Consider the following 12,061-nt stretch of genomic DNA (forward strand, 5'->3'; position numbering starts at 1 on the left):
TCGTAATTGTGCGGTCCGGGGCCGGGGGACAATGGGCGGGTGATCGTGCTCGCCGCCACCCCCATCGGAAACCTCGGCGACGCCAGCCGCCGCCTGATCGAGACGCTGTCGAACGCCGAGGTCGTCGCCGCGGAGGACACGCGCACGGCGATCCACCTGATGCGCGCCCTGGGCGTCGAGAACCGCCCCCGCCTGATCGCCCTGCACGAGCACAACGAGCGCGAGAAGGCGGGCGAGATCGTCGAGCTGGCCCGCGCCTCCGACGTGGTCGTGCTCACCGACGCCGGCATGCCCGCCATCAGCGACCCCGGGTTCCCGCTCGTCGAGGCGGCCGCCGCCGCGGGCGTCACCGTCACGGCGATCCCCGGACCGTCCGCGGTGCTCACCGCGCTCGCCGTGTCGGGACTGCCCACCGACCGCTTCAGCTTCGAGGGCTTCCTGCCGCGGAAGCAAGGCGACCGGCTGCGCGTGCTGGGCGCGCTCGCCGACGAACGCCGCACCATGGTGTTCTTCGAGTCGCCGCACCGTCTGGCCGATTCGCTGGGCGACCTCGTGACGGCCCTCGGGGCTTCGCGCCGCGTCGTCGTCTGCCGCGAGCTGACCAAGCTGCACGAAGAGGTGCGCCGTGGCAGCGCGGCCGAGCTCGCCGAGTGGGCGGCCGAGGGCGTGCGCGGCGAGATCTGCATCGTGGTCGAGGGCGCCCCCGAGCGCGTCGTCGACCTGGCCGCCGGACTCGCCCAGGTGCAGGCCCTCGTGGCCGACGGCACCCGCCTGAAAGAGGCGACCACCGACGTCGCCGCCGCCACGGGACTGTCGAGGCGCGACCTCTACCAGGCCGCCCTCGCGGCCCGCCCGCCCCGCACGTAGGGCGTCGCGTACCCCTCGCAGGGCGGCGGGTGCAAGCTCGATGCAGGCACGTGCCCGCAGGAGGCGCGGCCCACCACGATCAGGAGGCACGGCATGAAGGCGGTCCGTTTCGAGCAGTACGGCGACATCGACGAGCTGAAGGTCGAGCAGGTGGCGAAGCCCGAGGCGGGTGCCGGTCAGGTCGTGGTCGCCGTCAAGGCGGCGGGCCTGAACCCCGGCGAGGCGGCCATCCGCGCCGGACTGGTGCACGACGCGTTCCCGGCGGCCTTCCCGTCGGGACAGGGGACGGACTTCGCCGGCGTCGTCGACGAGGTCGGGGCGGGCGTCGACGAGTGGTCGGTCGGCGACGAGGTCGTCGGCTGGGCGAACCGGTCGTCGCACGCCGAGTTCGTCGTCGTCGACCACGACGAGCTCGTCGCCAAGCCCGAGAACGTGCCGTGGGAGGTCGCCGGCAGCATCAGCGTGACCGGGCCCACGGCCTACGCCGCCCTGCGCGCGGTGCAGGCGACCGAGGGCGACACGCTCGTCGTCTCGGCCGCGGCCGGAGGCGTCGGCGTGATGGTGTCGCAGCTCGCCGTCCTCGGCGGGCTCACCGTGATCGGCACGGCGAGCGAGCGCAACCACGACTTCCTGCGCCAGCTCGGCGTCACGCCCGTCGAGTACGGCGACGGCGTCGTCGACCGCATCCGTGAGGCGGCCCCGCAGGGCGTCGACGCCTACGTCGACTGCTTCGGCCAGGGCAACGTCGGCTACGCGCTCGAGCTCGGCGTCGCCCCGCAGCGCATCGACACGATCATCGACTTCGCGGCCGCCGAAGAGCACGGCGTGAAGGCCGAGGGCAGCGCCCAGGCCACGAGCCAGGCCGTCCTGTCCGAGCTGCTCGAGCTGATCTCGACGAACAAGATCATGGTGCCGATCGACGGCATCTTCCCCCTCGACGAGGTGAAGGACGCCTACCGCGACCTCGAGGACGGCCACGCCCGCGGCAAGTACGTGCTCGGGATGGACGTCGTCGAGTACCCGGGCGAGCACGCGGGCGAACGGGCGGGCTCCGACGACCGCACCGAGGAGAACGACGCGACCTGACCGGTCGACGCGACCCGCGCCTCCTCGTCCCCGACGGCGGACGCAGGAGGCGCGGGTCGCGTCATCACGTCGGTGCCCCCACCTAAGATGGTCCCCATGCCCGCCGGCGACTCCTTCTTCATCGCAACGCCCATCTTCTACGTCAACGACGTGCCGCACATCGGTCACGCCTACACCGAGGTCGCAGCCGACGTGCTCGCCCGGTGGCACCGTCAGCGGGGTGACGACGCCTGGCTGCTGACCGGCACCGACGAACACGGTCAGAAGATCCTGCGCACCGCCACGAGCCACGGCGTCACCCCGCAAGAGTGGGCCGACAAGCTCGTCACCGAGGCCTGGAAGCCCCTGCTGCAGACGGTCGACATCGCCAACGACGACTTCATCCGCACCACCGACGCCCGCCACGAGGCCGGCGTGCAGAAGTTCCTTCAGAAGCTCTACGACGACGGCTTCATCTACCAGGGCGAGTTCGAGGGCTTCTACTGCGTCGGCTGCGAAGAGTACAAGCAGCCGAGCGACCTCGTGCCCGGCACCGGCGCCTACGAGGGCGAGCAGGTCTGTGCGATCCACAGCATCCCGGTCGAGGTGCTGCAAGAGAGCAACTACTTCTTCCGCATGAGCGACTTCGAGCAGCGACTGCTCGACCTCTACGACTCCCAGCCCGACTTCGTGCAGCCCGACTCGGTGCGCAACGAGGTCGTCTCGTTCGTCAAGCAGGGTCTGCGTGACCTCTCGATCTCGCGCCAGAGCTTCGACTGGGGCGTCAAGGTGCCCTGGGACGAGAAGCACGTCGTCTACGTGTGGTTCGACGCCCTGCTCAACTACGTCACGGCGATCGGCTACGGCGTCGACGACGACGAGTTCCAGCGGCGCTGGCCGGCGGTGCAGCTCGTCGGAAAAGACATCGTGCGGTTCCACGCCGTCATCTGGCCCGCCATGCTCATGGCGGCCGGGCTGCCGGTGCCGAAGAACGTCTTCGGTCACGGCTGGCTGCTGGTCGGCGGCGAGAAGATGTCGAAGTCGAAGCTCACGGGCATCGCCCCGCAGCAGATCACCGACGTCTTCGGGGCCGACGCGTTCCGCTACTACTTCATGCGCGCCATCACCTTCGGCCAGGACGGCAACTTTAGCTGGGAAGACATCGCGGCCCGCTACCAGGCCGAGCTGGCCAACGGGTTCGGCAACCTCGCCTCGCGCGTCGTGGCCATGATCACCCGGTACTTCGACGGCACCGTTCCCGTCGCCGGCGACCTGACCGAGGCCGACCTCGCCGTACGCGAGACCGAGCTGCGCGTCACGGCCGAGGCCGACGCGGCGATCGACCGCTTCGCCATCAACGAGGCGTTGGCCTCGATCTGGCAGCTCGTCGACCAGCTGAACGGCTACATCACCGAGCAAGAGCCCTGGGCCATCGCGAAAGACGAGTCGCAGCGCGAGCGTCTCGCGACCGTCCTCGCCACGGCCCTGCGGGGCCTGGGCACCCTCACCGTGCTGCTGTCGCCGTTCATCCCGACGGCCACGCACACCCTGTGGCAGTCGATCGGGCAGGGCGAGTTGACCAGCCAGCCCGTCGACAGGGCGGCCGAGTGGTCCAGCGCTCCCAAGGTCCAGCTGCTCGCCGCCGGACTCTTCCCGCGCATCGAACAGCCCGAGCCCGCGGCATGAGCGACGTCACGTCCGACGGCGCCGCGACTGCCGGGGACCCGGCGACGCACGTCCGACACCGTTCGTCGGGCGCCGACGGCCAGAAGCGCGACCTCACCTACCCCGCGCCTCCTCAGCCGCTCGTCGTGCCGGTCTACGACAACCACACGCACCTCGAGATCGCCGACGGCGTCGGAGACGACGGCGACGGCCCCCTCGACTACCGCGAGCACCTCGACCGGGCTTCGGCCGTGGGCGTGCGCGGTGTCGTGCAGGTCGGCACCGACCTCGAGACGTCCCGCTGGTCGGCCGAGATCGCCAGCCGCGAGCCCCGCGTGCTCGCCGCCGTCGCGATCCACCCGAACGAGGCCCCCGCCCTCGCCGCCGCGGGCACCCTCGACGACGCCCTGGCCGAGCTCGACGGGCTCGCGGCCCGCCCGCGCGTGCGTGCGGTCGGCGAGACCGGCCTCGACTTCTTCCGCACCGGCGACGACGGTCGTGCGGCGCAGCTCGAGGCCTTCCGCGGTCACATCGAGATCGCCAAGCGCCACGGCCTGGCCCTGCAGATCCACGACCGCGACGCCCACGACGACGTGGTCGACCTGCTGCTCGAGGTGGGCGCTCCCGAACGCACCGTCTTCCACTGCTTCAGCGGCGGGCCCGAGCTGGCGAGCATCCTCGCCGAGAACGGCTGGTACGCGTCCTTCGCCGGCACGGTGACGTTCAAGAACGCCCAGCCCCTGCGCGACGCCCTCGTGCAGCTGCCGCGCAACCTGATCATGGTCGAGACCGACGCGCCCTACCTGACACCGGTGCCCTATCGCGGTCGCCCCAACGCGCCGTACCTGATCCCCTTCACGTTGCGGTCGATGGCCGAGACGATCGGCACCGACGTGTCCATGCTGGCCGCCCAGATCTCGTCGACGACCGAGCTGGTCTACGGCACCTGGGACAGCGAACCCGTGACGGTCGAGGGCTGATGTCGCGCGCCACCCTGCTCGGCCCCGCCGAGATCCGCGACCTCGCCGACCTGCTGGGCGTCCAGCCGACCAAGAAGCTCGGGCAGAACTTCGTCCACGACGCCAACACCGTGCGTCGCATCGTCGCCGCGTCGGGCGTCTCGGCCGGCATGACCGTCGTCGAGATCGGCCCCGGGCTCGGCTCGCTCACCCTCGGCCTGCTCGAGGCGGGTGCCAAGGTGGTGGCCGTCGAGATCGACAAGCGGCTCGCCGAGCAGTTGCCGAAGACCGTCGCGCAACTGCAGCCGGCGGCCGACCTCACCGTCGTGGTCGACGACGCCCTGCGCGTGACGACCCTTCCCGACGAACCCACGCACCTCGTGGCGAACCTGCCGTACAACGTCAGCGTGCCGGTGCTGCTGCACTTCCTCGAGCACTTCGGCGGGCTCGAGCACGGGCTCGTCATGGTGCAGTCCGAGGTCGGTCTGCGTCTCGCCGCCGAGCCCGGCTCGAAGGTCTACGGCGGTCCGAGCATCAAGGCCGCGTGGTACGGCGAGTTCCGCGCCGCGGGCCAGGTCAGCCGCCAGGTGTTCTGGCCGGTGCCCAACGTCGACAGCATCCTCGTCGCCTTCGACCGCAAGCCGGCCCGGGGCAGCGAACTCGAGCGCCGGGCGACGTTCGCCCTCGTCGACGCCGCGTTCCAGCAGCGACGCAAGATGCTGCGCCAGTCGCTGTCGTCCCTCTACGGCTCGTCCGCCGCGGCGTCCGAGGCCCTCGAGCGAGCCGGCCTCGCCCCGACGCAGCGGGGCGAGCAGCTCACCGTCGACGACTTCCTCGCCGTGGCCCGGGTCAGTGACGTCGAGGCCCTCGCCGGGGCGTCCGTCGCCGCCGTGCTGCACTCCGACGAGGGCGAGGCCGGCTGAGTCGTGCCCCGACGCAGGAACGGCTCCGGCGACGTGCCCTCCGGTACGCGCGGGGGTGAGCGTGGGCGCGTCGAGCAGCGGCTCAGCGACGCCCGACTCGGATCGGGCACGGGGCGCAGTGCGACCGAGTGGTTCGCGCGGCTCGACGCCGCGGGGGCGACGCGACTGTCCCACGAGCAGATCTCGCGCCTCCTGGTCGACGAATTCGAGGTCGTGCCGTGGTGGGCCGAGGGCATCACGGTGCGCTACGAGCAAGAACGCGGCGTCGAGCCGCCGGGGCGTCAGCCCGACGGCAGCTACGCGGTCACCGTCGGCCGCAGCCTGCGGGGCGGAGCGCTCGAACTGTTGGACCTCGCCGTCGACCGGTTCGCCCGGTACGCCGGGGGCCCGCCCGAGGTCGTCGCCCGGTCGGCGACGCGCCCGACCGCCGACTGGACCCTCGCGCACGGAGACACCCTACGCCTCCGGGTGGTGTCGACCGACGGTCCGAAGTGCTCGGTGTCGTTGACGCAGGGCAGCCTGCGCCTGCCCGAACGGGTCCAGCCCGTGAAAGAGGGGTTGACGCGGGCGTTCGGCGTCATGGGTGATCGCCAGAACTGACTAGGTTGGACCCATGACGTCCGTGGCCGCCCCGACCGTGGTCCACACGCGTGCGCCGGGCAAGATCAACGTCTTCCTCGCCGTCGGCGATCTGCAGGACGACGGGTACCACGACCTCGCGACCGCCTACCAAGCCGTGTCGCTCTACGAAGACGTGCGCGCGCGTCACGCCGACGACTTCACCGTCAGCGTCACGGGCGGTCCGTCGATCGACGTGTCGGGCGTGCCGACCGACGAGTCCAACCTCGCCGTCAAGGCCGCGCGCCTGCTGGCCGAGACGACCGGCTACGCCGGGGGCGTCGCCCTGACTGTCGACAAGGCCGTGCCGGTGGCCGGCGGCATGGGGGGCGGTTCGGCCGACGCGGCCGCGACGCTGCTCGCCTGCGACACCCTGTGGGGCACCGGCGTGGGCCGCGACGAACTGCTGCGGCTCTCGGCCCGGCTCGGCGCCGACGTCCCGTTCGCCTTCGCCGGCGGCACCGCGATCGGCACCGGCCGCGGCGACGAACTCAGCCCGGCCCTGGCGAAGGGTCAGTTCCAGTGGGTGCTGGCCGTCGCCGACGTCGGCCTCTCGACGCCCCGCGTCTACGACGAACTCGACGCCCACCGGCTGCGGCACCAGGGCGAGATCCGGTCTGTGCGGCACCCGGTCGTCGACGCCGGCGTCCTGCAGGCCCTCCGCGCGGGCGACCCGGGCATGCTCGCCGACGCCATGCACAACGACCTCCAGGCGCCCGCCCTGCACCTCCAGCCGGGCCTCGCCGACGTCCTCGAGCTCGGCGAGGGCAACGGTGCCCTGGCGGGCATCGTGTCGGGTTCCGGCCCGACCGTCGCGTTCCTCGCGCCCGACCTCGACGGCGCCCTCGAGCTGCAGATCGCCTTGAGCGCCGCCCGCCTCACGGTGGTCCGCGCCACGGGCCCCGTGCACGGCGCCCGCGTCGTCACCGACTGACTCCGCCGCCGCAGGCCCTGAGACCCCAGGAAGTCGCCGAGACCCCTGTGCGCGCAGAGGGGTCTCGGCGACTTCCTGGGGTCTCGGCGACTCAGCGCTCGTACTTGAGGACGTTCGTGCGGGTGAGGTGCCACTCGTCCGCGACGTGGAAGCCCTTCGCGGCGAGGTCGGCGGTGACGCGGGGGCGCCAATCCTGCTTGTCGCTGGTGATCAGCCAGACGACGTCGAGGTCGTCGGTGCGGTCGATGACGTCCTCGAGCGGGTGCTGGACCTCCCACAGGCCGCCGGTCTCGGCCGCGGGGGTCTCGAGCGTGAAGTCGGACATGCCCTCGAACGCCGCGGGGTACGTGTTCTCGATGATGCGCGACGTCGCCTTGGGGTGCCGACGCACGGGACCGAACACGACGCCCTCGGTCGTACCGGCGGGCTCGAGGGCGCGCTGTCCGGCGACGAGGTCGGCCACCTGGTTCCAGGCGGCGGAGTCCTTCGCCTCGGGCTGTCGCTGACGCTCCCAGGTCGGAGCGGTGAGCACCAGGGCGAGCAGCAGCACGAGCGCGATGACCCGCCGCCAGGGGATGGCGGCCACCGCGACGGCCATCATGATCGCGACGGCCGGGGTGCCGAAGGTCAGGTAGCGCGGTGAGTAGAGCGGCTCGGTCACGAGCGAGACGCCCACGAGACCGACGGTGGGGACGATCATCCACGGCAGGACGACCTCGGCGAGACCTCGGGCGTGGGGCACGAGACCGGCGACCACGACGACCAGGCTGGCGACGACCAGCATCCAGCCGAAGACGGCGAAACGGTCGTTCTGGTAGAACCACTGCGTCGTGAGCACCTGGTTGATCGTGGCGAAGCTCGGTCGGTCGAGCCAGCCGACCTGGCCGCTCTGCTCGGACGTGAAGTAGACGACGGGCAGGCTGGCGAGACCGGCGACGGCCGCACCGGCGAACCAGCCGAGGAACGAGCCGCGCGCACCGTGCGGTCCGCCGACGAGCGGGGCCGCGACCGCGGCGTCACGCGACCCCGCCTCGGACCCGATGGAGGCGCGCAGGCGTCGCTCGCGTCGCCACTGCACCAGCATGGTGACGCCGTGCCCGACCACGACGAAGGCGACGTACAGGAAGAACAGCACCGAGACGACGGCGAGCACGGCGTAGGCGACCCACCAGCGCACCGCCGACGCCCGGGTGCGGGTCTCGCCCACCTGGGCGGTGCGGCGCGAGGCGGTGACGAGCACGAGGGTCAGGGCGACGGCGAACATCGCCGAGAAGGCGTACGAACGGCCCTCGCCGCCCATCCAGGTCACGCGGGGGATTAGGCAGAACAGCAGGCCGGCGACCACGGCCGTCCGGCGGTCGGCCAGCGTGCGGGCGAGGACCACCGTGAAGGCGGCGGCCAGACCCGTGACGATCGTGCTGGGCACGCGCAGCGACACGGGCGAGTACGGGAACACGTCGAACCACAGGTGCATGAACGCGTAGTAGGTGGCGTGCACCAGGTCGACGGTCTGGACCATCTGCCAGAGCTGGCCCCAGCTGCGGGTCGCCGAGATGACCGTCGCGGCCTCGTCGTACCAGACCGAGGGCACCCACAGGAAGGCTCCCGAGATCACGGCGGCCAGCAGCCCGATCAGCAGGGCGTCGAGGTGACGCCAGTGCCGGAGGCGCGCGAGGGTCGTGCCCCGACCGGTGTCGGACGTCATGGGTACAGTGGGCGCGGTCGATCGACCGTCGGCCGGATGCAGGAGGTTCGTCATGTCGTCTCTTCCCCCTCTCGGCGGATCTCGGGCGCGACACGGTGGTGACGCGCACGGGGCGGCCGTGCGCGACGGTGGCGTGCACGGTGCCGACGTGCGCGACGGTGGACACGGCGGCGACCCCGCCGAGGGCGAACGCTACTCGCGAAGCGTGCGCCTGCCGGGGTTCGGTCTGGGCTCCCAGGGGCGCCTGGCGACGTCGAGGGTGCTGGTGATCGGGGCCGGCGGGCTGGGCGCGCCGGTCATCCAATATCTCGCAGCCTCGGGTGTGGGAACCCTGGGAATCGTCGACGACGATGCCGTCGACCTCTCGAACCTACAACGCCAGGTGCTGTTCCGTCCCGACCAGCTGGGCTTCCCGAAGGCCCGCGCCGCGGCCGACTGGGTGCGTGCCGCGAACCCCGACGTGACCGTCGTCGCCCACCCGTTCCGCCTGAGCGAACGCACCGCCGGCTTGCTCGACGACTACGACGTCGTGGTCGACGGCAGCGACTCGTTCGACACCTGCTACCTCGTGGCCGACGCCGCGGCCGCTCGGGGCCTGCCGGTCGTGTGGGGCAGCGTCAACCGCTGGGACGGCCAGTTCAGCGTCTTCTGGGACGACGCCCCCGACGGCCGCGCGGTCGACTACCGCGACCTCCACCCCGCCCCGCCCGCCTCGGGCTGGGACGAGTCCTGTGCCGACGTCGGCGTGCTGGGGCCGCTGTGCGGCACGGTGGGCACGGGCATGGCCAGCGAGGTCGTGAAGCTGCTCACCGGACTCGGCGAGCCGCTGATCGGCCGGGTCGTGACCGTCGACGCCCTGGGCGGCACCTGGCGTGAGAGCCGATTGGCCCGTGCCCCGCACCGGGTCGAGGCCCGGGCCACGGTGAACGACGCGCGCCGCGCCTCCTCGTCCTCGGTCCCGGGGGCGCAGGCGACCACCGCCGACGCGCCGGTGCGTGGTCGCATCGTCGGCCCCGACGTCGACGCCGCCGAGCTGTCGACCCTGCTCGGAGCACGCGCGAGCGGTGACGCCGCCTTCACCCTGCTCGACGTGCGCGAGGTCGACGAGCACGACTTCGCCCACATCGCGGGTGACGTGCAGGCTCCCGGGTACGGCACGCGCACCCGTCAGCGGCCCGAGCTCGACCCGTCGCAGCGGGTTGTCGTCTACTGCGCCCGAGGTCCGCGGGCCCGAGCCGCGGCCGACCTGCTGGCGGGCGACGGCTTCGACGTGTCGGTGCTGCACGGGGGCATGCTCGGATGGCAGCTCGCGCAGGGCGCGCCCGCGCGACCGTAGGCAGGCAGCGCTCAGCCGCCGGCGAAGGGCGGCATGACGTCGATCACCGTGCCGTCGGGCACGAGCTGCTCGCGGTCACGCGTCGTCAGGCCGTCCACGAGGAACGAACAGCGCAGCAGCACGTCGCGGAAGTCCGCGGCCGACACGCCCTCGACGGGGCGGACCTCGGTCAACAGTCGCCCGATGGTCGGGCGCTCGCCCGCGGGCACCTCGACGCGCTGGTCGTCCCGGCCCACGGCGGTGCGGGCGGCCGCGAAGAAGCGCAGGGTGGCCGAGACGGAGGCCGAGGCGCCGTCGTCGACGGTGGTGTCGGGGTGGGTGGTCGTCATGTCAGCCTCCGATGGCGCTCATGGTGCGTTCGGGCTGCACGAAGTCGGGGTCGTCGATGCCGTGGCCCGAGGGCTTGGCCCACATGGCGCCGCGCCAGGCGTCGGCCAATTCGACGTCGCTCGCCCCGCTGCGCAGCAGATCGCGCAGCCCGGTCTCGCCCCCGCTGAACAGGCAGCTGCGGATGCCGCCCTCGGCGGTCATGCGGGTGCGTCGGCAGTCGGCGCAGAACGGCTCGCTGACCGAGGCGATGATGCCGACCCGACCCGTCAGTCCGGCGTCGTCACCGCGGCCGACGGCGTCGAACAGCTCGGCGGGGGCACCGTCGCGCTCGACGTCGGCGGGGCTGAGGTCGAAGCGCGTGGCGATCAGCGAATGGATGTCCCGCGAGGTGACGAAGGAGGCGCGGTCCCAGCTGCGGTCGGCGTCCAACGGCATCTGCTCGATGAAGCGCAGCTCGTGGCCGCCGCGCAGCGCCCAGGCGAGCAGGTCGGGCGCCTCGTGGTCGTTGACGCCGGGCAGCAGCACCGCGTTGATCTTGACCGGGGTGAGGCCGGCCGCGGCCGCGGCGTCGACCCCGGCGAGCACCTTGTCGAGGAACGGTCGACGCGAGACCTTCATGAACGTCTCGGCGTGCAGCGAGTCGAGCGACACGTTGACCCGGTCGAGGCCGGCGTCGGCGAGGGCCTGGGCGCGGTGCGCCAGGCCGATGGCGTTCGTGGTCAGCGAGACCTCGGGTCGCGGCTCGATCGCGGCGACCCGTCGGACGATGTCGATCAGGTCGGCACGCAGCAGGGGCTCGCCACCGGTGAACCGCACCTGGCGGATGCCGAGGTCACGCACGCCGATGCCGACCAGCCGCACGATCTCGTCGGCGTCGAGCGCCTGCTCACGGGGGAGCGCCGGAAGGCCCTCGGCCGGCATGCAGTACGTGCAGCGCAGGTTGCACTTGTCGGTGAGCGAGACCCGCAGGTCGGTCGCGGTCCGACCGAAGCGGTCGAGCAGTCCCGGTGCCACGTCGTTCGTCGGCCGCGGGGGCAGCAGGGCGTCGGCGGAGGCCCGGCCGGGCATGGTGGGCAGTCCGAGCGAGACGGTCATCCGTCGAGGTTAAGCCCGCGGGGCCGAACGTGCGGTGTCCGGGGGAGGCGACCCGCGCCTCCGTTCGCTCACCGGCGCACGGCGCCCGCCGTGCACGGGCTCGATGTCGACATCCGTGCCGTGGTCTCGTCCGCGCTTTCGGAACTAGAGTGGCGTCCATGACGCAGATACGGATCAAGGATGCTGCTGCATTCCTTGGCGTGAGCGACGACACGGTGCGTCGCTGGATCGACCTCGGACTGCTCGAGAGCGTCAAGGACGACGCCGGGCGCGGCGTGGTCGACGGCCTCGCGCTCGCGACGCTCGCCCGGAAGAACGCCGTGCTGCCCGCCGACCCGTCCGAGGTGGGGCGCTCGGCGCGCAACCGCCTGGTGGGCGTCGTCACCGAGATCACGGCCGACCGGGTCATGGCCCAGGTCGAGCTGCAGTGCGGCCCGCACCGCATCGTCTCGCTCATGAGCAGCGAGGCCGTCCGCGAGCTGGGCCTCGAGCCCGGCTCGGTGGCCATCGCCGTCGTGAAGGCCACGACGGTCATCATCGAGACCCCCGGCGGGAAGGCCTGAC

Annotated in this window: 12 protein-coding genes; 9 read left to right on the forward strand and 3 right to left on the reverse strand. The window is 72.2% G+C overall.

Annotation, left to right across the window (positions count from 1 at the left end; all coding sequences use genetic code 11):
* Nucleotides 1-39: 39 nt before the first annotated feature.
* The 7 genes from rsmI to BIV04_RS13995 all read left to right on the forward strand — a co-directional run bounded on the left by rsmI (nt 40) and on the right by BIV04_RS13995 (nt 7,031).
* Nucleotides 40-867 (forward strand): 16S rRNA (cytidine(1402)-2'-O)-methyltransferase, encoded by an 828-nt coding sequence (gene rsmI / locus BIV04_RS13965; RefSeq protein WP_071256988.1) that lies wholly within the window; start codon nt 40-42, stop codon nt 865-867.
* 93 nt (nt 868-960) lie between these two features.
* Nucleotides 961-1,953: an NADP-dependent oxidoreductase gene (locus BIV04_RS13970; RefSeq protein WP_071256990.1), complete on the forward strand. Its 993-nt coding sequence runs from the start codon at nt 961-963 to the stop codon at nt 1,951-1,953.
* A gap of 96 nt (nt 1,954-2,049) precedes the next feature.
* Nucleotides 2,050-3,618, forward strand: coding sequence for a methionine--tRNA ligase (gene metG, locus BIV04_RS13975; protein ID WP_071257037.1), 1,569 nt, complete (start codon nt 2,050-2,052; stop codon nt 3,616-3,618).
* Complete coding sequence (locus BIV04_RS13980; protein WP_071256992.1) at nt 3,615-4,577, forward strand: TatD family hydrolase; 963 nt, start codon at nt 3,615-3,617, stop codon at nt 4,575-4,577. Before metG ends, BIV04_RS13980 begins: the two co-directional genes overlap by 4 nt.
* Nucleotides 4,577-5,479, forward strand: coding sequence for a 16S rRNA (adenine(1518)-N(6)/adenine(1519)-N(6))-dimethyltransferase RsmA (rsmA, locus tag BIV04_RS13985; protein ID WP_071256993.1), 903 nt, complete (start codon nt 4,577-4,579; stop codon nt 5,477-5,479). Before BIV04_RS13980 ends, rsmA begins: the two co-directional genes overlap by 1 nt.
* Nucleotides 5,480-5,512: 33 nt before the next feature.
* Nucleotides 5,513-6,079, forward strand: coding sequence for a hypothetical protein (locus BIV04_RS13990; RefSeq protein WP_143048716.1), 567 nt, complete (start codon nt 5,513-5,515; stop codon nt 6,077-6,079).
* 13 nt (nt 6,080-6,092) lie between these two features.
* The gene (locus tag BIV04_RS13995) at nt 6,093-7,031 is read left to right on the forward strand and encodes a 4-(cytidine 5'-diphospho)-2-C-methyl-D-erythritol kinase (RefSeq protein WP_071256996.1); all 939 of its coding nucleotides are present in this window, start codon (nt 6,093-6,095) and stop codon (nt 7,029-7,031) included.
* Nucleotides 7,032-7,122: 91 nt separating this feature from the next.
* On the opposite strand, the gene BIV04_RS14000 is transcribed toward BIV04_RS13995, so the two are convergent.
* Complete coding sequence (locus BIV04_RS14000; RefSeq protein ID WP_083396480.1) at nt 7,123-8,736, reverse strand: glycosyltransferase family 39 protein; 1,614 nt, start codon at nt 8,734-8,736, stop codon at nt 7,123-7,125.
* 52 nt (nt 8,737-8,788) lie between these two features.
* Here BIV04_RS14000 and BIV04_RS14005 point away from each other — a divergent pair, with 52 nt between their 5' ends.
* On the forward strand, nt 8,789-10,072 hold the full coding sequence (locus tag BIV04_RS14005) for a ThiF family adenylyltransferase (protein ID WP_083396481.1): 1,284 nt from the start codon (nt 8,789-8,791) through the stop codon (nt 10,070-10,072).
* A gap of 11 nt (nt 10,073-10,083) precedes the next feature.
* Here the strand turns inward: BIV04_RS14005 and BIV04_RS14010 are convergent, their stop codons facing one another.
* Together BIV04_RS14010 and moaA are read right to left on the reverse strand one after the other, a co-directional pair.
* Nucleotides 10,084-10,401 carry a MoaD/ThiS family protein gene (locus BIV04_RS14010; RefSeq protein WP_071256999.1) on the reverse strand — a complete coding sequence of 106 codons (318 nt, stop codon included), beginning with the start codon at nt 10,399-10,401 and terminating at the stop codon, nt 10,084-10,086.
* A 1-nt stretch (nt 10,402) separates the two neighbouring features.
* A complete protein-coding gene (gene moaA, locus BIV04_RS14015) occupies nt 10,403-11,497 on the reverse strand; it encodes a GTP 3',8-cyclase MoaA (RefSeq protein ID WP_369825324.1) in 1,095 nt (364 codons plus the stop codon).
* Between the two features lie 158 nt (nt 11,498-11,655).
* On the opposite strand from moaA, the gene BIV04_RS14020 reads away from it, so the two are divergent.
* Nucleotides 11,656-12,060: a molybdopterin-binding protein gene (locus BIV04_RS14020; RefSeq protein ID WP_043593466.1), complete on the forward strand. Its 405-nt coding sequence runs from the start codon at nt 11,656-11,658 to the stop codon at nt 12,058-12,060.
* Nucleotide 12,061 lies beyond the last annotated feature (1 nt).

The sequence above is a fragment of the Frigoribacterium sp. MCBA15_019 genome (assembly GCF_001864945.1).
GTDB lineage: Bacteria > Actinomycetota > Actinomycetes > Actinomycetales > Microbacteriaceae > Frigoribacterium.

What these genes read in the sequence shown, in the direction of transcription:
- BIV04_RS13970 (WP_071256990.1), top strand. Translation starts at nt 961, where the DNA reads ATGAAGGCGGTCCGTTTCGAGCAGTACGGCGACATCGACGAGCTGAAG.
- BIV04_RS14010 (WP_071256999.1), bottom strand. Translation starts at nt 10,401, where the DNA reads ATGACGACCACCCACCCCGACACCACCGTCGACGACGGCGCCTCGGCC.
- BIV04_RS14000 (WP_083396480.1), bottom strand. Translation starts at nt 8,736, where the DNA reads ATGACGTCCGACACCGGTCGGGGCACGACCCTCGCGCGCCTCCGGCAC.
- BIV04_RS13980 (WP_071256992.1), top strand. Translation starts at nt 3,615, where the DNA reads ATGAGCGACGTCACGTCCGACGGCGCCGCGACTGCCGGGGACCCGGCG.
- moaA (WP_369825324.1), bottom strand. Translation starts at nt 11,497, where the DNA reads ATGACCGTCTCGCTCGGACTGCCCACCATGCCCGGCCGGGCCTCCGCC.
- BIV04_RS13995 (WP_071256996.1), top strand. Translation starts at nt 6,093, where the DNA reads ATGACGTCCGTGGCCGCCCCGACCGTGGTCCACACGCGTGCGCCGGGC.
- metG (WP_071257037.1), top strand. Translation starts at nt 2,050, where the DNA reads ATGCCCGCCGGCGACTCCTTCTTCATCGCAACGCCCATCTTCTACGTC.
- rsmA (WP_071256993.1), top strand. Translation starts at nt 4,577, where the DNA reads ATGTCGCGCGCCACCCTGCTCGGCCCCGCCGAGATCCGCGACCTCGCC.
- BIV04_RS14020 (WP_043593466.1), top strand. Translation starts at nt 11,656, where the DNA reads ATGACGCAGATACGGATCAAGGATGCTGCTGCATTCCTTGGCGTGAGC.
- BIV04_RS14005 (WP_083396481.1), top strand. Translation starts at nt 8,789, where the DNA reads ATGTCGTCTCTTCCCCCTCTCGGCGGATCTCGGGCGCGACACGGTGGT.